Raw genomic sequence first — 17,641 nt, 5'->3', positions numbered from 1 at the left:
GAACACCGGCCCGACGCCGCGTCGTTGAGCGGACATGAACCGGCACTACAACGGGCTGAAGACGACGCTGCTCTTCGGCGCCATCTGGGCGATCTTTCTCGGCATGGGCGCGATCATCGGGGAAGGTCGGTTCATCTGGCTGTTCGGCCTCTTCGCGCTCGGGACGACGTTCTACAGCTACTGGAACTCCGACAAGCTCGCCATCAGGGCCATGCGGGCCCAGCCGGTGACCCGGGAGCAGCAGCCGCAGATGTACCGCATCGTCGAGGAGCTGTCCGAGCGGGCGCGCAAGCCCATGCCCCGGCTCTACGTCAGCCCGACCGCGGCGCCCAACGCCTTCGCGACCGGCCGCAACCCGGACCACGCCGCGGTCTGCTGCACCGAGGGCATCCTGCACCTGCTCGACGAGCGCGAGCTGCGCGGCGTCCTGGGGCACGAGCTCATGCACGTCTACAACCGCGACATCCTCACCAGCTCGGTCGCGGCCGGCATCGCGGGCGTCATCACCTCGGTCGCGCAGATGGCCTTCTTCTTCGGGGGCAACCGGGAGAACGGCGGCAACCCCATCGCCATGCTCGCCATGGCCCTGCTCGCGCCGCTCGCCGCCTCGGTCGTGCAGATGGCCATCAGCCGGACCCGCGAGTACGACGCCGACGAGGACGGCGCGCAGCTCACCGGTGACCCGCTCGCTCTCGCCTCGGCCCTGCGCAAGCTCGAGGCGGGCACGGCCCGCGCTCCGCTGGCCCCCGAGCGCCAGCTCGTCAACGCCAGCCACATGATGATCGCCAACCCGTTCCGCGCCAAGGACGTCACCCGGATGTTCGCGACCCACCCGCCGATGGGCCAGCGGATCGCCCGGCTGGAGCAGATGGCCCAGGGCAACCAGCCCGGCATCGAGCGCCTCTGACCGGTCGCCCCCGACGGGGGGCCGGGCTCAGACGTGGCGTCCGCCGCGGGCTGGGCCGCCGGTCGGCTCGCCCCGGACGGCGCGGGCCGGGGGGCGGTCGCCGCGGATGCTGGCCACCATGTCGACCGCGCGCCTCGTGGCCCGCACGTCGTGCGCGCGGAAGACGCTCGTCCCGAGCCACGCCGCCACCGCGGTCGCGGCCAGGGTGCCCTCCAGCCGGTCCTGCGGCTCCAGGTCCAGGGTCTCGCCGACGAAGTCCTTGCGGGAGAGCGCCTGCAGCACCGGGTAGCCCAGGCCCGCGACGTCCGCGGTGTGGCGCAGCGTCACCAGGGAGTGCCGGGTGGTCTTGCCGAAGTCCAGCGTCGGGTCGACGAGCACCCGCTCCGGCGGGACCCCGGCCTCCACCGCGACCTGCGCGCCACGGCTGAGCACGTCGAGCACGTCCCGCACCACCGCGAGCTCGTCGGCGCCCCGGGCGTCGGCATACACCACGTCGACCGGGTCGGTCCTCGGCGGCAGCCCACCGGTGTGCGAGACGACGACCCCGGCACCCAGCTCGGCCGCCACGTGCACGAGCCCGGGGTCGTGCCCCGCCCACGTGTCGTTGACCAGGTCCACGATGCCGGCGCAGGCCCGGGCCACCTCGCTGCGCCACGTGTCGACGGAGAGCACCAGGTCGGGGTAGGCGCGCCGCGCCGCCTCGAGCACCGGCACCACCCGGTCGACCTCCTCGGCGGCGCCGACGTGCTCGCCCTCCTGCCCGGCCCGGACGCCTCCGACGTCGACGATGTCGGCGCCCTGCGCGACCGCCTCGTGGACGGCGGCCATCGCGTCCTCGAGGGCGGCGTGCCGGTTGCCCGCCCAGAAGGAGTCGCGCGTCCGGTTGACGATGGCCATGACCCCCGGGTGGCCGGCGTCGAGAGCCCGCCCGCGCAGCACGAGCGCGGGCGGGCGGGGCAGAAAGACCGGACGGACCGCGGGCGGGCTCATGCCCGCCATCGTCCCACCCGTCGGCTCACTCCCAGGCGACCCAGTCGATCGCCTCGTCGGCGACAGCCATGACCGGGTAGCTCATGCCGTCGTCGGTCGTGAGCTCCCAGGTCGGCACCTCCATGCTGCCGGACTGGGTGTAGATCGTGCCCTGGACGAGGGTGGCACCGGTGACCTCCTTGTCCTTGAGCAGCAGCGGGAGGTCCATGCCGTCGGTGACCTCGGGGCTGTCCGGGATCTGCGGCTCGACGAAGGTCAGGCCCTCCTCGCCGGGGACGGCCTCCTCGAGGTCCTCGGGGAGCTGGACGCCGTACTCCATGGAGAACTCGCGCAGCCCGTAGCGCTGCACCGCCTCCACGGGGGAGATGACGGGGTAGTCGCCGAGGGAGACCATCTCGCCCAGGCCGGCGTAGGCGTCCACGACCCCCGCCGGGCCGACGGTGACGTTGATGTGCCGCGGACCGTAGGCGCCGCCCTCGGGCGCGGCCTCGACGTAGACGGTGCTCGAGCCCTCGTCGGCGTAGTCCTGCACCTGGAAGTCGTAGCCGTCGGTCGGGACGCCGGCCAGGGTGAGGAAGTCCTGCGCCGCGCCGACGGCCTGCTCGTCGCTCGGCCGCTCGCCACCGACCTCCCGGCAGTCCTGCGCCGTCGGCAGCGGCGTGTCCGCGCCGAACGTCCCCTGCCAGAACTCCTCGAGCATCTCCCGTTCCTCCGCGTAGCCCAGCTCGAGGGTCTCCCGGCAGTCCGGGGAGGAGAAGACGTCGGTGTAGATGATGTGCAGGGCGCCGTCCTCGCTGGAGGCCATGATCATCCGCCCGGTGTCCGCCTCGGCCACCCCGACGTTGTCCTCGGGGAGGAAGTCGACGTCGGTCGGCAGCGGCGCTCCCTGCAGCCCCAGCGTCCTGGCCCACGCCTCGACGAAGGCCTCCGGGTCCTCGTCGCTGCGCAGCACCCGCACCGGCGCGGTGGTGCGCTCGGAGGACAGGCCGGGCCCCGGCACGAGGCGGACCGGGCCGGGGTCGTAGGGCTGGGCGGCGCCGTCGGCGACCGTGGTACCGCCCGAGGAGAAGGACTCGCCGGAGAGCTCGGCGCTCAGGCCCGCGTCGATGCCGGCCCCGGCGGGCGCGAGCAGCGAGTCCCCGCCGGCCACGAGCAGGGTGCCGCTGCCGCGCTGGGTGCCGAGGGCATACCCTCCCGCCCCGATGGCGAGGGCGGCGATGCAGGCCGCGGCCACCCACGGGGCCCGGATCGCCGGCCCCCGGAGCAGGTCGTCGTCGACCCGGCTGGCCCGCTCGGCACCCTGGCTCGCGGGCGCCTTGTGCGCGACGAGCGAGCGCAGCCGGTGGAGGTCGGGGTGGGACCCGGTGGCCGGGTCGCTGGCCTGCAGGCGGTGCAGGGCCTCGTCACCGTGGTGCTGGACCATGAGGGTCTCCTTCGAGCGGTGGTGCCGGGTGGTGCGGTGGTGCCGGGCGGGCCCGGGATGTCAGTGGTCGTGCTCCCAGGCCTCGCGCAGCCGGGCGCGGGCGCGGGACAGGGCGGCGGCGGCGCCGCCCCGGGTGAGGCCGAGGGCCTGAGCCAGGCCCTCCCCGTCCAGCCCCTCCCAGGCGTGGAGCATGAGGATGCCCCGGTCGCGGGCGCTGAGCCGGGCCAGGGCCCGACGCACCTCGTCGTCGGCCATGACCAGGTCGGCCGGGTCGACGCTGCGCATGTGCTGGTCGGCGGCGTCCTCCTGTCCGGAGTAGTCGGACAGCAGGGTGAGGGTCGGTTTGCGGCGGTGGTTGGCCAGCACGTAGGAGGCGGTGCGGTAGAGCCACGGCAGCTCGTAGTCGGCCGGGATGCGGTCACGGCGCCGCCAGGCGGTCGCGAACACCTCGGCGGTGAGGTCCTCGACGTCGTTGCCGGTGGCCCGGCGGACGAAGTACCGGTGGATCTGCGTCGCGTGCTGGGCGAAGAACGAGTCGAACCAGGCCGTGTCCCGGGTGCTCCCGGACGCGCCCTGGTGGGGGCCGGTCCCGGCGAGGCGTAGGGCCATCGGTCCTCCTGCGGTCTGCGGCGGGCCCCGTCGACCCGTCCACCTGCACTATGTCGGAGGGTCGCGGGCTGTTGCACGAGCCGCGCTGAGCGCCTGGGCCCGGCCGACGCGACGGCAGACCGGGACGAGGGAGGCAGATGCGAGAAGGACGGGCGCCGGTCTCCCGGTGCCCGTCCTCGTGGGTGGCAGGTGCAGGATTCGAACCTGCGTAGGCATACGCCGACGGATTTACAGTCCGCTTCCATTGGCCGCTCGGACAACCTGCCAGTGCGCGAAGCGCGGGTGACATGCTAACAGTGATGTCCCGGTGCTCCGAACTCGTCCAGGAGCCGCCGGCCCGCCACGACACAGGAGGTATGCCCATGGCCGACTCGTCCTTCGACATCGTCAGCAAGGTCGATCACCAGGAGGTCGCCAACGCCGTCAACCAGGCGGCCAAGGAGATCTCCACCCGCTACGACTTCCGGAACGTCGGCGCCCGGGTGGAGCTCGCGAACGAGAGCATCTCGATGGCGGCCAACAGCGAGGAGCGGTGCAAGGCGGTGCTCGACGTGCTGCAGACCAAGCTGGTCAAGCGAGGCGTCTCGCTCAAGCACCTCGACTACACCCACGACGGCGAGCCCTACGCCTCGGGCAAGGAGTACCGGCTCGAGGCGGCGCTGAAGAGCGGCATCTCCAGCGAGAACGCCAAGAAGATCGCCAAGATCATCCGCGACGAGGGCCCCAAGGCGGTCAAGAGCCAGATCCAGGGCGACGAGCTGCGGGTCACCTCCAAGTCGCGCGACGACCTGCAGGCGGTGCAGCGGCTGCTCAAGGAGAAGGACCTCGACGTGGCCCTGCAGTTCACCAACTACCGGTAGCCCGGGGGCTGCTCAGCTCTCGGCCCGGCGCAGCGTGGTCCAGGCGACCAGGGCGGCGACAGCCACGAGGACGGCGCCCGCGGTACTGGTGACGCCCACGCCGGCGTCGAAGGCCGCGCGGGCCGCCTCCAGCAGGTGCGGGTCCCCGGTCCGCTCCGCCGCCGCGACCGCGCCGCCCAGGGTCTCGCGGGCGGCGGCCGCGGCGTCCTCGTCGGTGCCGGCGGGGACGCGCAGCGAGGAGCGGTAGACGGCCGTCAGCATCCCGCCCAGCACCGTGGTGCCGAGCACGGCGCCGAACTCGTAGGCGGTCTCGCTCACCGCCGAGGCGGCCCCCGCCTTGGCCGGGGAGACGGCGGTGAGGATCTGGTCGTTCGAGATGGTCTCGGCCGCTCCGATGCCCAGTCCGAGGAGGGCGAAGGCCAGCGCGATCTGGGGCACCGTGACGGTCTCGCCGCCCACGGCGAGCAGGGCGTAGGCGCTGAAGGAGAAGGTGAGCCCGCCCACCACGGCGGTGGCCGGTCGGACGTGCCGCACCAGCCGGACCACCAGGAGGCCGGAGGCCACCATGGCGACCACGCCCGGCACCAGGACGAGGGAGGCGTCGAGCGCGGGCATGCCCTCGACGAGCTGCAGGTGCTGGGTGACGAAGAAGAGGAAGCCGGTCAGCGCGACGACGCTGAGGGCCATCGACAGCGCGATCCCGACCGGGTCCACCCGGCCGGGGGCCGGGTCCCGCGACTCCCGGACGAGGAAGGGGCCCAGGACGAGCAGCGGCAGCAGGATCGGCACCGCCACGAGGAAGACCGGCTCATCCCAATCGGGGGTGTAGGAGTTGGGGTCTGACGCCGCCGGTCTCGAGCAGGCTTCGGGCGATGTAGTTGGTCAGGTTGCGGAACCCGAGTGCGGAGCCGCGCAGGTGTTCGAGCCGTCCGTTGAGCGCCTCGGTCGGCCCGTTGCTGGTGCCGGGTCGTTCGAAGTAGGCGAGCACGTCAGCGGCTCGCTTCTTCAGGGTCCGGCCCAGGGTGGTGAGCTCGGTGAGCACCTTGGGGACGCCGGCGCTGAGGTCGGTGATCAGCTTCTCCATGAGCTCGCGGCCACGTTGCCGGTCCTCGTGGCGATAGGCGGCGATCATGCGCTGGTAGACACCCCAGGTCGCCTCGACCTCGACGTGAGCGTCATCAACGAACAGCGCGCGTAGCCTGTCGCTCTGCTTGTCGGTGAGCAGGTCCGCGCCGGTGTGCAGCGTGCGCCGCGACTTGTAGAGCGGGTCGTCCCTGAACCCACGGTGCCCGTGGATCGCGAGTTGGACCCGGCGCCGGCACCTGTCGAGGGCGTCACCGGCCAGGCGCACGACGTGGAAGGGATCCATCACCGTGACCGCGTCCGGGATCTCCTCTGCAGCGCCGGTCTTGAACCCGGTGAAGCCGTCCATCGCGACCACCTCGACCGCGTCACGGAAGGCGTCGTCGCGGTCGGCGAGCCAGGTCTTGAACGCCGCCTTCGACCGGCCCTCGACCATGTCCAGCAGCCTTGCTGGGCCGGCGCCATCGCGGACCGGGGTGAGGTCGATGATCACGGTGACGTACTTGTCGCCACGCCTGGTGTGGCGCCAGACGTGCTCATCGACGCCAATGACCTTCACGCCCTCAAACCGCGTGGGGTCGTTGATCAGCAGCCGCTTGCCTTCAGCCAGGACCGCGTTGTTGGCGGTGTCCCACGCGACCCCGAGTCCCTCGGCGACACGGGCGACGGTGAGGTGTGCGACCACGATCCCTTCCAGCGCCCACCGCAGCCCGGTGCGCGAGAGCTTCGCGCGTGGCTCCGCCGCGGCGCTGGTGTCTTGGCGCCACACGTGTCCGCAGTCGGCACAGCGGTAGCGGCGCACTACAACTTCCAGCACGGTCGGTCGCCAGCCCAGCGGCTCGTGGGCCAACCGCCGGATCACGGTGTCACGAGCAGCGCCTTCGATGCCGCACCGTCGGCACCACTGATCTGGTTCCACCACGCGGCACGCGAGGACCGCACGACCCGGTTCAAGTCGTTGTCCGGTCACGCTCAGACCGAGGCCGTCGAGTCGAGCGAAGGCGGTCAGGTCAGGGCGGCCGAAGCCGGCCGGCGGGGTAGCGTCGGACACGTCGAGGTCTTTCGGATGGATGGCGTAGGAACCTCCGTCGTCGGGAGACCTCGACGTCTACCTGCGGACCGACGCGCCCGGCCGACCTACACCCTCATCTGAGAAGACCCCTGAAACGTCTTCGACGACGACAGCACCGGCGAGGAGGAGGGCGCGGTGAGCTAAAGGAATGGAGCTTGCTCGGCTTCGACGCCGCCGCAGGCTCCGGTGAAACGGTCGGTACTGGTCGGTCGTCGTCGGTCACCACCGGATGGCGGCGTCCCCCACGCTCGGCGTTTGCGCAGGTCAGCGGCTCGTTCGCCCAGTGGGCGCATCAAGCGATAGACGCAAAGCCGACGTGATGAGGTCGTCGGTTCGATTCCGGCAGGCGGCTCCGGCGAACAGCCCCTGACCTGCGGAAACGCAGGGCAGGGGCGGTTCGGTTCTGGTGGTCGCGCGATGCGCTGGCCTCACGGCTCTGCCCGACACCGACGTCGCTCTCCTCTGCGACGGACCCCTCGCCGACTGAGCGCTCGCGGCCGGCATCCTGTCCGTGTGCCGATAGGCCTCGCACCGCTCGGCAACGCAGCGTGGCGTTGCGTCGCGACCTGGCGACGGCTCGGCGGGGCGCGATCGTCTCGTGCGTTGGCGGACTACGGGAGCTTGGACGCGAGGACGTCGGCCGCCAGGATCTCGGGTGCTGCGCCGAGGAGGTGCTGGTTGGCCATCAGGGCTGCGACGATGGCGCCGTTGGCGTGGGCGTCGCGAGCGGCCTCGTCGGGGAATGCATCGAAGATCCAGAAGGTGTCGGCGTGGGTCCTGACCGCGAACCAGACAATCGTTCCTACTTCTTCGTTGGCGAGCGAGACAGCGCCGGCGAGCAGATCGGCGAGCGCGTCGTGCTGTCCATCGGCCGCGACGATCTTGGCGACGAAGGCATACGGAAGTGATGCGGGTGTGGACATGAGGGGTTCTCCTAGGTGTCGAGGCTTCTTGGTGAAGCGAGTTCAGCGTATGACGAGCAAGGGCAGGTGAGAAGTGGCGTATACGACAGTATTGCTATTGTTCGCGCCATGCGTATCGGACTGATCGCGATCGACGGCTGCTTCGGTTCGGCTGTCGCGTCGGTCATCGACATCGTGCGGGTGGCCGACGGAGCCCGCGGCGATGTCGACCCGCGGATCGACCCGATCGAACTCGCCATCCTCGGACCGAAACGGAGAGTGACCACGACGGCATCGATGACCCTGTCGGTGGACCACCCGCTGTCGGAGTCCGCAGAGTTCGACGTGGTCGTCGTCCCTGCGCTTGGAACCCTCACGGCCGCCGCTACCAACGACGCCCTCCAGAGCCGAGATGCTCGTTCGGTCATCGCCTCGCTCGGGCGCCTCGACGACGCGACCACCCGGATTGCCGCGGCGTGCACCGGCGTGTTCGCTGTCGCCGAGACCGGACGGATGCATCATCGGCGGGCGACGACCAGCTGGTTCCTGGGGCCGGAGTTCCTGAAGCGCTATCCGACCGTCGCCCTCGATCTCGACACCATGGTCGTGGTCGACGGGAACCTCGTCACCGCCGGCGCCGCGTTCGCCCACATCGACCTCGCGCTCTCACTCGTGCGATCGATCAGCCCCGACCTGGCCCAACATGTCGCCAAGCTCCTCATCATCGACGAGCGTCCGTCGCAGGCGGCCTTCGTCGCCTACGAACATCTCCGGCACGAGGACCCGATCGTCGTCGAGTTCGAACGCTTCGTGCGCGCCCGCCTGGACGAACCGTTCAACGTCGCCTTCGTCGCGCAGTCGCTCGGCACCAGCCGGCGCACCCTCGAACGACGAGTCCGTGCGGCGCTCAACCTCACTCCGCTCGGCTTCGTCCAACGGCTTCGCATCGAACGAGCTCGGCACCTCTCAGCAACCACGGACCTCACCTCCGCCGAGATCGCGCTACGGGTCGGCTACGCGAACGCCGAGACTCTGCGCTCCCTCCTGCGTAGGGAGCGACGCCGTTCCTGACCTATCGCCATGCCTGTAGCCGGTGTCCTAGTGCTCGACTGGAACCACCTCTCAGCACGTCGCGTCGACGCTCCTGCGTCGCCCCTGGACGACCCACTCGACACGCCCGCAGCACAGGCCATGTGACGTGTCCCGGCTTCCCGGACGGTCGGGGTTGGGTGGCTGTGATGTCGCTGCGTTCTCGTCGAGGGGGGTCAGCAGACTCGATCAGGGTCGATGGGGATGAGACGCGAAGGCGGTCAGGTCAGGGCGGCCGGAGCCCGGCCGGCGGGGTAGCGTCGGTCACGTCGAGGTCTTTCGGATGGATGGCGTAGGAACCTCCGTCGTCGGGAGACCTCGACGTCTACCTGCGGACCGACGCGCCCGGCCGACCTACACCCTCATCTGGGAAGAGCCGGAAGACCGACCCCCACGCGAAGCGCGCCAGGAGGATCCCGCCCACGACCGGGCCCAGGGCGGACCCGACGGAGAAGGCGGTCGCCCAGATGGCGACGGCCAGGCGGCGCTGGGCGCGGTCGAGGAACATCGTGCGCAGCAGCGACAGCGTGGCCGGCATGAGCGTGGCGCCGAAGACGCCCAGGGCGACCCGCGCGAGGAGGAGCAGCTCGGCTGTCGGGGCGACGGCGGCCACGACCGAGACCCCGGCGAAACCGGTGGCTCCCACCAGCAGGGTGCGACGCCGACCCACCCGGTCACCCACCGTGCCCATGGTCACCAGCAGCGTCGCCAGCACGAGCGGGTAGGCGTCGATGAGCCACAGCTGCTGGGCGGCGGTGGGGGAGAGGTCCCGCGCGATCTGGGGCAGGGCGACGTTCAGCACGGTCGTGTCGATGGACACGAGGAGCACGGGCAGCATCAGCACGGCGAGGCCGGCCCAGTCGCGCCGGGACGCTCGCGGCGACGGCCGACCAGGCGGGCGTCTCCAAGGGAGGGCTGCTCTACCACTTCGGCTCCAAGGACGCGCTCGTCCAGGGCCTGGCCGACCGGTTGGGGGCCTTCGAGGCCGCGGAGGAGGAGCGGCTCTCCCGGATGCCCGACGCCCTGGAGGTGTTCCTGCGGGAGTCGGTCGCCGCGGACCAGCCGCTGGACCGCACCTACCTCGCGCTCCTCAAGATCGGGCAGCTGGACGAGCACCAGGTGGCCCGGGACGCCCTCGTGCGGCTGGACGACCACTTCCTCGAGGCGCTCACGACGGCGCTGGGGGACGCCGACCTGGCGTTCCTCGTGCTCCGGGTCAGTGACGGCATCTACGTGCGTACCGCGCTGGGGGGCAGCGGTGCGCTGCCCCCGGACTCGGTCGACCGCGCTCTCGCCCTGCTCGCCACCCTGCCGCGCTGAGCCGGGGTCGCCGCCGGTGCGCCGGGGTGGTGCGCCGACCGGGCCGGACGGCATACCATCTATGCTCATGGTGAGCACTGACGTGACCGACCAGTCACTCCCCACGCGGCCGCAGCGGATGGGTCGGCTGCCGTACAGCCGGGCGCACACCCGGGTGCTGCTCGGCTCCGGCACCGGCTGGGCCCTCGACGCCATGGACGTCGGGCTCATCTCCTTCGTCGGGCTGGCGATCGCCACCCAGTGGGACCTGACCCGCACCGAGCAGTCCTGGCTGCTGTCCATCGGCTTCGTCGGGATGGCGCTGGGCGCGACCGTCGGCGGGATGCTCGCCGACCGCTACGGCCGCCGGACGGTCTTCGCCCTCACCCTGCTCGTCTACGGGCTCGCCACCGGGGCGTCGGCGCTCGCGACGGGGCTCGCGGCGCTGCTGGTGCTGCGCTTCCTCGTCGGCATCGGCCTGGGCGCCGAGCTGCCGGTCGCCTCCACCCTCGTCAGCGAGCTGTCGCCGACCCGGATCCGTGGCCGCATGGTGGTCGTCCTGGAGTCGTTCTGGGCGGTGGGATGGCTCCTGGCCGCGCTCATCGGATTCTTCGTCGTGCCGCTGGGGGACGACGGCTGGCGCTGGGCCTTCGCGCTCGGTCTGGTCCCGGCGCTCTACGCCGTCGTCGTCCGGTGGGGCATGCCCGAGTCGCCGCTCTTCCTCGAGCGGCGCGGCCGGGCCGCCGAGGCCGAGGCGGTGGTGCGCTCCTTCGAAGAGTCCGCCGGGGTGGCGCACGAGGAGAGCCGGGCGCTGCCCGAGGCGCCCCCGAAGACCCCCGGCGCGCTGTGGTCGGCGGCCTACCGCGTCCGCACGGCCGGCATCTGGGTGGTGTGGTTCTGCGTCAACTTCTCCTACTACGGCGCCTTCATCTGGCTGCCCAGCCTGCTCTACGCCCAGGGCTTCGACCTGGTGCGCTCCTTCGGCTACACCCTCGTCATCACGCTGGCCCAGCTGCCGGGGTACGCCCTCGCCGCCGTCCTCGTCGAGGTGTGGGGCCGGCGGGTGACGCTGGCGACCTTCCTGCTGGGGTCGGCCGTGGCGGCGGTCTGCTTCGGCATGGCGGGGGAGGTGTGGCAGATCATCGCCGCCGGGTGCGCGATGAGCTTCTTCAACCTCGGTGCCTGGGGCGCCCTCTACGCCATCACCCCGGAGATCTACCCCACGAGCGTGCGGGCCTCCGGCGCGGGCGCCGCGGCCGGCTTCGGGCGCGTCGCCTCCATCGCGGCCCCGCTCCTCGTGCCGGTCATCCTGGCCGCCTGGGGCAACGCGGCGCTCTTCGCGATCTTCGGGGCGGCCTTCGTCGTCGGTGCGCTCGCGGCCTACCTCCTGCTGCCCGAGCAGGCCGGCGACGCCCTCGAGACGTCCTGACCGAGCCGACCCGACCCCACCCCGCACAGGACGCGTGCTCCGGCCGCACAGGACGCGTGCTCCGGCCGCACAGGACGCGTGCTCCGGCCCTCGAGTCGGCTGCGCTGTCACAGCGAATGCATAGGTATACTGACTTGTGCATGACTACACGGCGTGGTGTGGTCGTGCCCACCAGCCCCCGGGCGCTGCCTGCCCACCCCCGCGCGACCCCTAGGATGACGAGCATGACTGAGCTGTCCACGAACCAGGCCTACATCGACCTCGAGGACAAGGTCGCCGCCCACAACTACAGCCCGCTGCCGGTGGTCGTGGGGCACGCCGAGGGCATCCACGTGACCGACGTCGAGGGGCGCACCTACATCGACGCGCTCTCGGGCTACTCGGCGCTGAACTTCGGGCACCGCCACCCCGGGCTCGTGCAGGCCGCCAAGGACCAGCTGGACCGCTCCACCCTGACCTCGCGCGCCTTCCACAACGACCAGCTGGGCCCGTTCTGCGAGGCGCTGGCGAAGCTCGTCGGCAAGGACATGATCCTGCCGATGAACACCGGCGCCGAGGCCGTCGAGACCGCCCTGAAGATCGCCCGCAAGTGGGCCTACCAGGTCAAGGGCGTGCCGGAGGGGCAGGCCGAGATCATCGTCATGGACGGCAACTTCCACGGCCGCACGACGACGATCATCTCCTTCTCCGACGACCCGGAGGCGCACGACCACTACGGTCCCTACACCCCGGGCTTCGTCGCGGTGCCCTACGGCGACCTCGGTGCCATCGAGGCGGCCATCACCGACAACACGGCTGCCGTGCTCGTCGAGCCGATCCAGGGCGAGCAGGGCGTGATGATCCCCGAGGAGGGCTTCCTGCCCGGTCTGCGTGAGCTGTGCACCAGCCGCAAGGTCCTCATGATCGCCGACGAGATCCAGTCCGGGCTCGGGCGCACCGGCACCTCGCTGGCCTGCGAGTACGAGGGTGTCGAGGCCGACATGTACACCCTCGGCAAGGCCCTCGGCGGCGGCATCGTCCCGGTCTCGGCGGTCGCCGCCGACGCCGAGGTGATGAACGTCATCACGCCCGGCACCCACGGGTCCACCTTCGGCGGCAACCCGCTGGCGGCCGCCGTCGGCAAGGCCGTCGTCGACCTGCTCGCCACCGGGGAGCACCAGGCGCACGCCAAGCAGCTCGAGGGCGTCTTCGCCGAGGAGCTCGGCAAGCTGCTCGGGCACGGTGCCAAGGCCGTCCGCGTGCGGGGGCTGTGGGCCGGCATCGACATCGACCCCGAGCTCATGACCGGCAAGGAGGCGTGCAAGGCGCTGGCCAAGAAGGGCGTCCTCGCCAAGGACACCCACGGCTCGACCATCCGCCTCGCCCCGCCGCTGACGATCACCGAGGACGAGCTGCGGCAGGTCACCGACGCACTGGCGTCGGTGCTCGCCGAGGCGCGCGGCTGAGCGACGCGCTCTCGTCCTCGCTCCTGGGGGGCGGGGTCGTCCTGGCGGCACTCGGGCTGGTCCTGCCCGGGCTGCTGCTGGGGTATGCCGGGCGCCGGCTCGCCCGGGGCCGCCGCGACGCGGACACGCTCGGGGCGCTGGCCGGCGCGCTCGGCACGTCGCTCGTCCCGATCGGCGGGCTGGTGCTCCTGGCGTATGCCGCCGGCCCGGTCGCCGTCGGGACGGCCACGGGGCTGCTGCTGCTCGCCGCCTGGCCGGGGTTCGTCACGCTCCTCCTGCTGGCCGTGCGGTGGCGGCTCTGCCGCCCCGGCGCCGCAGCCCGCTGCGGCGCCGTCGTCGTGCTCGGGATGCCCGTGCCCGACGGCGTGGTGGGCCCGGAGCTCGCGGCGCGGCTGCGGGGCGGGCTCGCGACCGTGGCGTCCCTGGGGGGAGGGGTCGCCCGCGCCGACGGGGCCGGGCAGGGGGGCGCAGGTCTCGAGGCCGGCGGGCACGTCGTCCCGCTCGTCCTCACCGGGGGCCGCGGCACCCGCGCGCGCCCGGCCGAGGCGGTGGCCATGCAGCGGTGGGTCCGGGGGGTCGAGCCCGCAGCGGCCGTCCTGCTCGAGGATCGCGCCACCACGACCGTCGAGAACCTCCTGCTCTCCACGGCGCTGCTGCGCGACCGCGGGGCCGAGCCGCCGTACGCGGTCGTGACGAGCGCCTACCACGCTCCCCGGACCAGGTGGCTCGTCCAGCGCCTCCGGCTGCCGTTCCGGGTGGTGGGGGTGCCGGTGCCGCTGGAGTCGGCGACCGGGGCATACCTGCGCGAGCTGCTCATCGTGCTCAAGCAGGCCCGGTGGGCGCACGTCGTGGCCGCCGCCCTCCTGGTCGTGGTCGCCCTGCTGGCCGGCCTCGCCGCACGCTGACGGCCCGCGTCCCTCTTTTGAGACGACCCCTTGCCAGCTGACGGGGTTTAGTGGTGTACTAGTCTAGTAACTAACCAAGGAGGTTACCGGTGATGGAGGAAGGCCGCCCGATCTTCCTGCAGATCGCGGAGAGCATCGAGGCCTCGATCGTCGACGGCAGCCTGTCCGAGGAGGAGCGGGCCCCCTCGATCAACGAGCTCGCCGCCTTCCACCGCATCAACCCCGCCACCGCCGCCAAGGGCGTCAACCAGCTCGTCGACGACGGCGTGCTCTACAAGCGGCGCGGCGTGGGGATGTTCGTCGCCGACGGTGCCCGCGCCCGGCTGCTGGCCCGGCGCACCCAGGACTTCGCGGCCGCCTACGTCGACCCGCTGCTGGCCGAGGCGCGGCGTCTCGGGCTGGGGCCGCGGGACGTGGCCGACATCATCGCCGAGCGCAGCGCCACCACCAGGAAGGAGCCGAGCTGATGGGTTCGGTCATCGAGGTGCAGAACCTCACCAAGAGATACCGGGAGACGACCGCGCTGGACGACGTGTCGTTCTCCCTCCAGCAGGACGCCATCTATGGGCTGCTCGGTCGCAACGGGGCAGGCAAGACGACGGCGATGTCCATCATCACCGCCCAGAACTTCGCCACCTCCGGCGAGGTTCGGGTGTTCGGGCAGGCCCCGTTCGAGAACCCGGGGGTGCTGTCGCGGATGTGCTTCGTCCGGGAGAGCCAGAAGTACCCCGACGACGCGACCGGTAGACACGCCCTGAGGATGGCCCGGCTGTTCTTCCCCCGCTGGGACGAGGACCTCGCGCAGGAGCTGGTCGAGGAGTTCGCGCTGCCGGTGCGGCGGCGGATCAAGAAGCTCTCCCGTGGTCAGCTGTCCGCCGTCGGCGTCATCATCGGCCTGGCCTCCCGCGCGGAGATCACCTTCTTCGACGAGCCCTACCTCGGCCTCGACGCGGTGGCCCGCCAGCTCTTCTACGACCGGCTGCTGCAGGACTACGCCGAGCACCCGCGCACCGTCGTCCTGTCCAGCCACCTCATCGACGAGGTCGCCCCGCTGCTCGAGCGGGTGCTGGTCATCGACCAGGGCCGGATCCTCATCGACGAGGACACGGACGCGCTGCGTGGTCGGGCCTCCGCCGTCGTGGGGCCCTCGGCCGCGGTCGAGGACTTCGTCGCCGGACGCGAGGTCATCCACACCGAGAGGCTGGGCCGGGTCACCTCGGCCACGGTCCTGGGCGGGCTGTCCGAGCTGGACCGGCAGCGCCTGCGCGACGCCGACCTGGACGTCGTCCCGGTGTCCCTCCAGCAGCTCGTCGTCCGCCTCGCCCGCCGGGCCGAGGAGTCCGTCCCGGAGCACCAGGAGCTCGTGTCATGAACCGCACCCTGTCCGTCGTCCGCCTGCAGTTGGTCAACACGCAGACCTACGTCTGGGTCCCGCTCCTCGTCCTCGGGGGCGCCTTCCTCGTCACCATGACGATCTTCGCCCTGCTGCCGGTGGACGGCATCGTGGGCGGCGGGGCGCAGGCCCCGATGTGGTACTTCCTCGTCGTGGGCGTGCAGTCCCTCACCCTCACCTTCCCCTTCTCGCAGGCGCTCAGCGTGACCCGGCGCGAGTTCTACCTGGGCACCGTCCTCACCGCCCTGCTGGCGTCGGCGGTCCTGGCCGTGATCTACGTCCTGGGTGGGCTGCTGGAGGAGGCCACCGGCGGGTTCGGCACCGGCAGCGTCTTCTTCCAGGTGCCCGGCGTCTGGTCCGACGGCTGGGCGGTGGCCGGCCTGCTCTACCTCGTGCTGTCCTTCGCCTTCTTCAAGGTCGGGTTCTTCTGCGCCGTGGTCTACAAGCGCTTCGGGACCCTCGTGCTCACCGCCGGGCTGATCGTGCTGGCCCTGCTGGTCCTCGTCGGGCTCTGGGTCGTCACCCGCCTGGAGGCCTGGAGCCAGGTCGCCGGATGGGTCGCCGACACCGGTGTCCTCGGGCTCACCCTGTGGAGCCTGCCGGTGCTGGCGCTCCTGGCGCTGGCGTCCTACGGGCTGCTGCGGCGCGCGCTGCCCTGACCCACGGCGCCACCGAGCCGGTCGAGCACCGTCCGCAGGTGCTCGACCAGCTCGGGCGGGTCCACCACCTCGACCTCGACGCCCAGCATGAGCAGCTCGACGACCAGGTAGTCCAGCGACTCCCCGCCGGTCACGAGCTCGCACCACCCCTCACCCAGGTCACGGATCTCGCCGGCCAGCGGCGACACCCGGTCCGCCAGGTCTGCCAGCGACATCCGCACCCGCGCGGTCGCGACGTGGCGGTAGGGCGAGCGGGTCACCGACCGGGTGATGTACGCCGCGGGGTCGGGGACCTCACGGACGGCGCCGCGCAGGGTGCCCACGGACAGCTCGCGGACCCGGTCGAGGCGGAAGCTGCGCCAGTCGTCGCGGTCGAGGTCGAAGGCGAGGAGGTACCACCGGTAGCTCACCGCGACCAGGCTCGCGGGCTCGATCCGCCGCCTCGACTCCTCGCCGTCGCGGGCGACGTACCGCAGCGTCGCGCGCAGCCGGTCCCGGCAGGCGCGCGAGGCGGCCATGAGGATGGAAGGGTCGACGACCGCGGCGGGGGTGCCGACGGTCACCAGGCTGTCGTGGAGGGCGGAGACCTGCTCGCGGGCCGAGGCGGGCATCACCTGGTCGAGCTTGGCGAGGATCCGCACGGCGCTGTCGGCGACACCCGCGACGCTGCCCCCGGCGGCCAGCCGCAGGCACACGGCGATCGCGACCGCCTCGTCCTCGGCGAGCAGCAGCGGGGGCAGCGACCCGCCCGCCCCCAGCTGGTAGCCGCCGCCGGTCCCGCTGCTCGCCCGCACCGGGTAGCCGAGCTCGCGCAGCCGGTCGATGTCGCGGCGGATGCTGCGGGTGGTCACGCCGAGCCGCTCGGCGAGCTCCTCGGAGGTCCACAGCGCGCGGGTCTGGAACAGCCCCAGCAGACGCAGCACCCGGGTCGTCGGATCGGTCATGGCGCCACTGTGCCACGACCGCGGACATCACCTGTCCGGCTGAGGTGGTGTCCTCGGCGTATGGATGCGCTGACGAGAGACCTGGTGGAGCAGCTGGACTGGCACTGGACGCAGCAGGCGAGACCCCGGCTGGACGGGCTCACCGACGAGGAGTACCTCTGGGAGCCGGTCCCGGGGACCTGGACCGCGCGGCCGCGGGCGGCGGCACCGCCTCCGTCGGTCACCGCGCGGGCGGGGGGCGGTGACTGGCAGCTGGACTGGGCCGACCCGGAGCCGGAGCCGGCTCCCGTCACCTCGATCGCCTGGAGGCTCGGGCACGTCGTCGTCGGGGTCCTGGGCACGCGCGCGCACAGCCACTTCGGCGGCCCGCCGGCGGACCTCCTCGGCTGGGACTACGCGGGCACCGCGGACGGGGCGCTCGACCAGCTGGACGCGGCGTATGCCGCCTGGTCGGCCGGGGTGCGCGGGCTCGATGCGGAGGCGCTCCGGCGCCCGGTGGGACCGGCCGAGGGACCGTGGGCGGACGCCCCGATGATCGCCCTCGTGCTGCACATCAACCGTGAGGTCATCCACCACCTCGCGGAGGTCGCGCTGCTGCGCGACCTGTGGGCGCACGGGGCGCGCTGACCTGC

18 protein-coding genes, 1 tRNA gene and 1 pseudogene are annotated in these 17,641 nt (G+C 72.1%); 11 read left to right on the top strand and 9 right to left on the bottom strand.

The genetic code is table 11. The annotated features are described in order from the left end of the window. The first annotated feature begins 34 nt into the window (after nucleotides 1-34). On the top strand, nucleotides 35-907 hold the full coding sequence (htpX, locus tag FHD63_RS11640) for a zinc metalloprotease HtpX (RefSeq protein WP_058890584.1): 873 nt from the start codon (nucleotides 35-37) through the stop codon (nucleotides 905-907). A gap of 27 nt (nucleotides 908-934) precedes the next feature. Here htpX and folP read toward each other — a convergent pair whose 3' ends face one another. The 4 genes from folP to FHD63_RS11620 all read right to left on the bottom strand — a co-directional run bounded on the left by folP (nucleotide 935) and on the right by FHD63_RS11620 (nucleotide 4,195). Further along, nucleotides 935-1,906, bottom strand: coding sequence for a dihydropteroate synthase (gene folP, locus FHD63_RS11635; protein ID WP_420853101.1), 972 nt, complete (start codon nucleotides 1,904-1,906; stop codon nucleotides 935-937). Between the two features lie 16 nt (nucleotides 1,907-1,922). Then, the gene (locus tag FHD63_RS11630; RefSeq protein ID WP_139722194.1) at nucleotides 1,923-3,320 is read right to left on the bottom strand and encodes a hypothetical protein; all 1,398 of its coding nucleotides are present in this window, start codon (nucleotides 3,318-3,320) and stop codon (nucleotides 1,923-1,925) included. A gap of 60 nt (nucleotides 3,321-3,380) precedes the next feature. Beyond that, complete coding sequence (locus FHD63_RS11625; protein ID WP_139722193.1) at nucleotides 3,381-3,929, bottom strand: RNA polymerase sigma factor; 549 nt, start codon at nucleotides 3,927-3,929, stop codon at nucleotides 3,381-3,383. 183 nt (nucleotides 3,930-4,112) lie between these two features. Next, nucleotides 4,113-4,195 (bottom strand) — tRNA-Tyr (locus FHD63_RS11620). Nucleotides 4,196-4,291: 96 nt separating this feature from the next. Here FHD63_RS11620 and FHD63_RS11615 point away from each other — a divergent pair. Beyond that, nucleotides 4,292-4,789: a YajQ family cyclic di-GMP-binding protein gene (locus FHD63_RS11615; RefSeq protein WP_139722192.1), complete on the top strand. Its 498-nt coding sequence runs from the start codon at nucleotides 4,292-4,294 to the stop codon at nucleotides 4,787-4,789. A 12-nt stretch (nucleotides 4,790-4,801) separates the two neighbouring features. On the opposite strand, the gene FHD63_RS11610 is transcribed toward FHD63_RS11615, so the two are convergent. From FHD63_RS11610 to FHD63_RS11600, 3 genes are all read right to left on the bottom strand, one after another. Further along, nucleotides 4,802-5,584 carry an MFS transporter gene (locus FHD63_RS11610; protein ID WP_338056403.1) on the bottom strand — a complete coding sequence of 261 codons (783 nt, stop codon included), beginning with the start codon at nucleotides 5,582-5,584 and terminating at the stop codon, nucleotides 4,802-4,804. Between the two features lie 13 nt (nucleotides 5,585-5,597). Beyond that, nucleotides 5,598-6,923 (bottom strand): ISL3-like element ISPfr2 family transposase, encoded by a 1,326-nt coding sequence (locus FHD63_RS11605; RefSeq protein ID WP_139722191.1) that lies wholly within the window; start codon nucleotides 6,921-6,923, stop codon nucleotides 5,598-5,600. A 632-nt stretch (nucleotides 6,924-7,555) separates the two neighbouring features. Then, complete coding sequence (locus FHD63_RS11600; RefSeq protein WP_058890591.1) at nucleotides 7,556-7,867, bottom strand: putative quinol monooxygenase; 312 nt, start codon at nucleotides 7,865-7,867, stop codon at nucleotides 7,556-7,558. A 108-nt stretch (nucleotides 7,868-7,975) separates the two neighbouring features. Here FHD63_RS11600 and FHD63_RS11595 point away from each other — a divergent pair, with 108 nt between their 5' ends. Beyond that, on the top strand, nucleotides 7,976-8,917 hold the full coding sequence (locus FHD63_RS11595; RefSeq protein WP_003941078.1) for a GlxA family transcriptional regulator: 942 nt from the start codon (nucleotides 7,976-7,978) through the stop codon (nucleotides 8,915-8,917). A 397-nt stretch (nucleotides 8,918-9,314) separates the two neighbouring features. On the opposite strand, the pseudogene FHD63_RS11590 reads toward FHD63_RS11595, so the two are convergent. After that, nucleotides 9,315-9,812 (bottom strand): annotated as a pseudogene (locus tag FHD63_RS11590) (MFS transporter); the annotation flags it as partial. A 134-nt stretch (nucleotides 9,813-9,946) separates the two neighbouring features. Between FHD63_RS11590 and FHD63_RS11585 the strand changes: the two are divergent. From FHD63_RS11585 to FHD63_RS11555, 7 genes are all read left to right on the top strand, one after another. After that, on the top strand, nucleotides 9,947-10,255 hold the full coding sequence (locus FHD63_RS11585; RefSeq protein WP_238705641.1) for a hypothetical protein: 309 nt from the start codon (nucleotides 9,947-9,949) through the stop codon (nucleotides 10,253-10,255). A gap of 67 nt (nucleotides 10,256-10,322) precedes the next feature. Then, nucleotides 10,323-11,663, top strand: coding sequence for an MFS transporter (locus tag FHD63_RS11580; RefSeq protein WP_139722190.1), 1,341 nt, complete (start codon nucleotides 10,323-10,325; stop codon nucleotides 11,661-11,663). A gap of 224 nt (nucleotides 11,664-11,887) precedes the next feature. Further along, nucleotides 11,888-13,108 carry an ornithine--oxo-acid transaminase gene (gene rocD / locus FHD63_RS11575; protein ID WP_130014069.1) on the top strand — a complete coding sequence of 407 codons (1,221 nt, stop codon included), beginning with the start codon at nucleotides 11,888-11,890 and terminating at the stop codon, nucleotides 13,106-13,108. Between the two features lie 182 nt (nucleotides 13,109-13,290). Then, entirely contained in the window at nucleotides 13,291-14,013 is a 723-nt protein-coding gene (locus FHD63_RS11570) for a YdcF family protein (RefSeq protein WP_158296767.1), read from the top strand. Nucleotides 14,014-14,102: 89 nt separating this feature from the next. Next, a complete protein-coding gene (locus FHD63_RS11565) occupies nucleotides 14,103-14,480 on the top strand; it encodes a GntR family transcriptional regulator (protein WP_139722188.1) in 378 nt (125 codons plus the stop codon). Further along, nucleotides 14,480-15,385, top strand: a complete 906-nt coding sequence (locus FHD63_RS11560; protein ID WP_139722187.1) for an ABC transporter ATP-binding protein — start codon at nucleotides 14,480-14,482, stop codon at nucleotides 15,383-15,385. The genes FHD63_RS11565 and FHD63_RS11560 overlap by 1 nt, the downstream gene beginning before the upstream one ends. Beyond that, nucleotides 15,382-16,065 (top strand): hypothetical protein, encoded by a 684-nt coding sequence (locus FHD63_RS11555; RefSeq protein WP_139722186.1) that lies wholly within the window; start codon nucleotides 15,382-15,384, stop codon nucleotides 16,063-16,065. The genes FHD63_RS11560 and FHD63_RS11555 overlap by 4 nt, the downstream gene beginning before the upstream one ends. On the opposite strand, the gene FHD63_RS11550 is transcribed toward FHD63_RS11555, so the two are convergent. Then, entirely contained in the window at nucleotides 16,035-17,009 is a 975-nt protein-coding gene (locus FHD63_RS11550) for a helix-turn-helix transcriptional regulator (RefSeq protein ID WP_139722185.1), read from the bottom strand. The two genes, FHD63_RS11555 and FHD63_RS11550, sit on opposite strands and share 31 nt — an antisense overlap. 60 nt (nucleotides 17,010-17,069) lie before the next feature. Here FHD63_RS11550 and FHD63_RS11545 point away from each other — a divergent pair, with 60 nt between their 5' ends. Beyond that, nucleotides 17,070-17,636: a DinB family protein gene (locus FHD63_RS11545; RefSeq protein WP_139722184.1), complete on the top strand. Its 567-nt coding sequence runs from the start codon at nucleotides 17,070-17,072 to the stop codon at nucleotides 17,634-17,636. The last annotated feature ends 5 nt before the right edge of the window (nucleotides 17,637-17,641 follow it).

Source organism: Serinicoccus chungangensis (assembly GCF_006337125.1).
GTDB classification, from domain to species: Bacteria; Actinomycetota; Actinomycetes; order Actinomycetales; family Dermatophilaceae; genus Ornithinicoccus; species Ornithinicoccus chungangensis.
Note: the sequence above shows the minus strand (reverse complement) of the source record. Positions and strands in the feature narration are given on the sequence as shown.

Coding starts and splice junctions, on each gene's coding strand:
- htpX (WP_058890584.1), top strand. CDS start 35: ATGAACCGGCACTACAACGGGCTGAAGACGACGCTGCTCTTCGGCGCC.
- folP (WP_420853101.1), bottom strand. CDS start 1,906: ATGGCGGGCATGAGCCCGCCCGCGGTCCGTCCGGTCTTTCTGCCCCGC.
- FHD63_RS11630 (WP_139722194.1), bottom strand. CDS start 3,320: ATGGTCCAGCACCACGGTGACGAGGCCCTGCACCGCCTGCAGGCCAGC.
- FHD63_RS11625 (WP_139722193.1), bottom strand. CDS start 3,929: ATGGCCCTACGCCTCGCCGGGACCGGCCCCCACCAGGGCGCGTCCGGG.
- FHD63_RS11615 (WP_139722192.1), top strand. CDS start 4,292: ATGGCCGACTCGTCCTTCGACATCGTCAGCAAGGTCGATCACCAGGAG.
- FHD63_RS11600 (WP_058890591.1), bottom strand. CDS start 7,867: ATGTCCACACCCGCATCACTTCCGTATGCCTTCGTCGCCAAGATCGTC.
- FHD63_RS11595 (WP_003941078.1), top strand. CDS start 7,976: ATGCGTATCGGACTGATCGCGATCGACGGCTGCTTCGGTTCGGCTGTC.
- FHD63_RS11585 (WP_238705641.1), top strand. CDS start 9,947: ATGCCCGACGCCCTGGAGGTGTTCCTGCGGGAGTCGGTCGCCGCGGAC.
- FHD63_RS11580 (WP_139722190.1), top strand. CDS start 10,323: ATGGTGAGCACTGACGTGACCGACCAGTCACTCCCCACGCGGCCGCAG.
- rocD (WP_130014069.1), top strand. CDS start 11,888: ATGACTGAGCTGTCCACGAACCAGGCCTACATCGACCTCGAGGACAAG.
- FHD63_RS11560 (WP_139722187.1), top strand. CDS start 14,480: ATGGGTTCGGTCATCGAGGTGCAGAACCTCACCAAGAGATACCGGGAG.
- FHD63_RS11555 (WP_139722186.1), top strand. CDS start 15,382: ATGAACCGCACCCTGTCCGTCGTCCGCCTGCAGTTGGTCAACACGCAG.
- FHD63_RS11550 (WP_139722185.1), bottom strand. CDS start 17,009: ATGACCGATCCGACGACCCGGGTGCTGCGTCTGCTGGGGCTGTTCCAG.
- FHD63_RS11545 (WP_139722184.1), top strand. CDS start 17,070: ATGGATGCGCTGACGAGAGACCTGGTGGAGCAGCTGGACTGGCACTGG.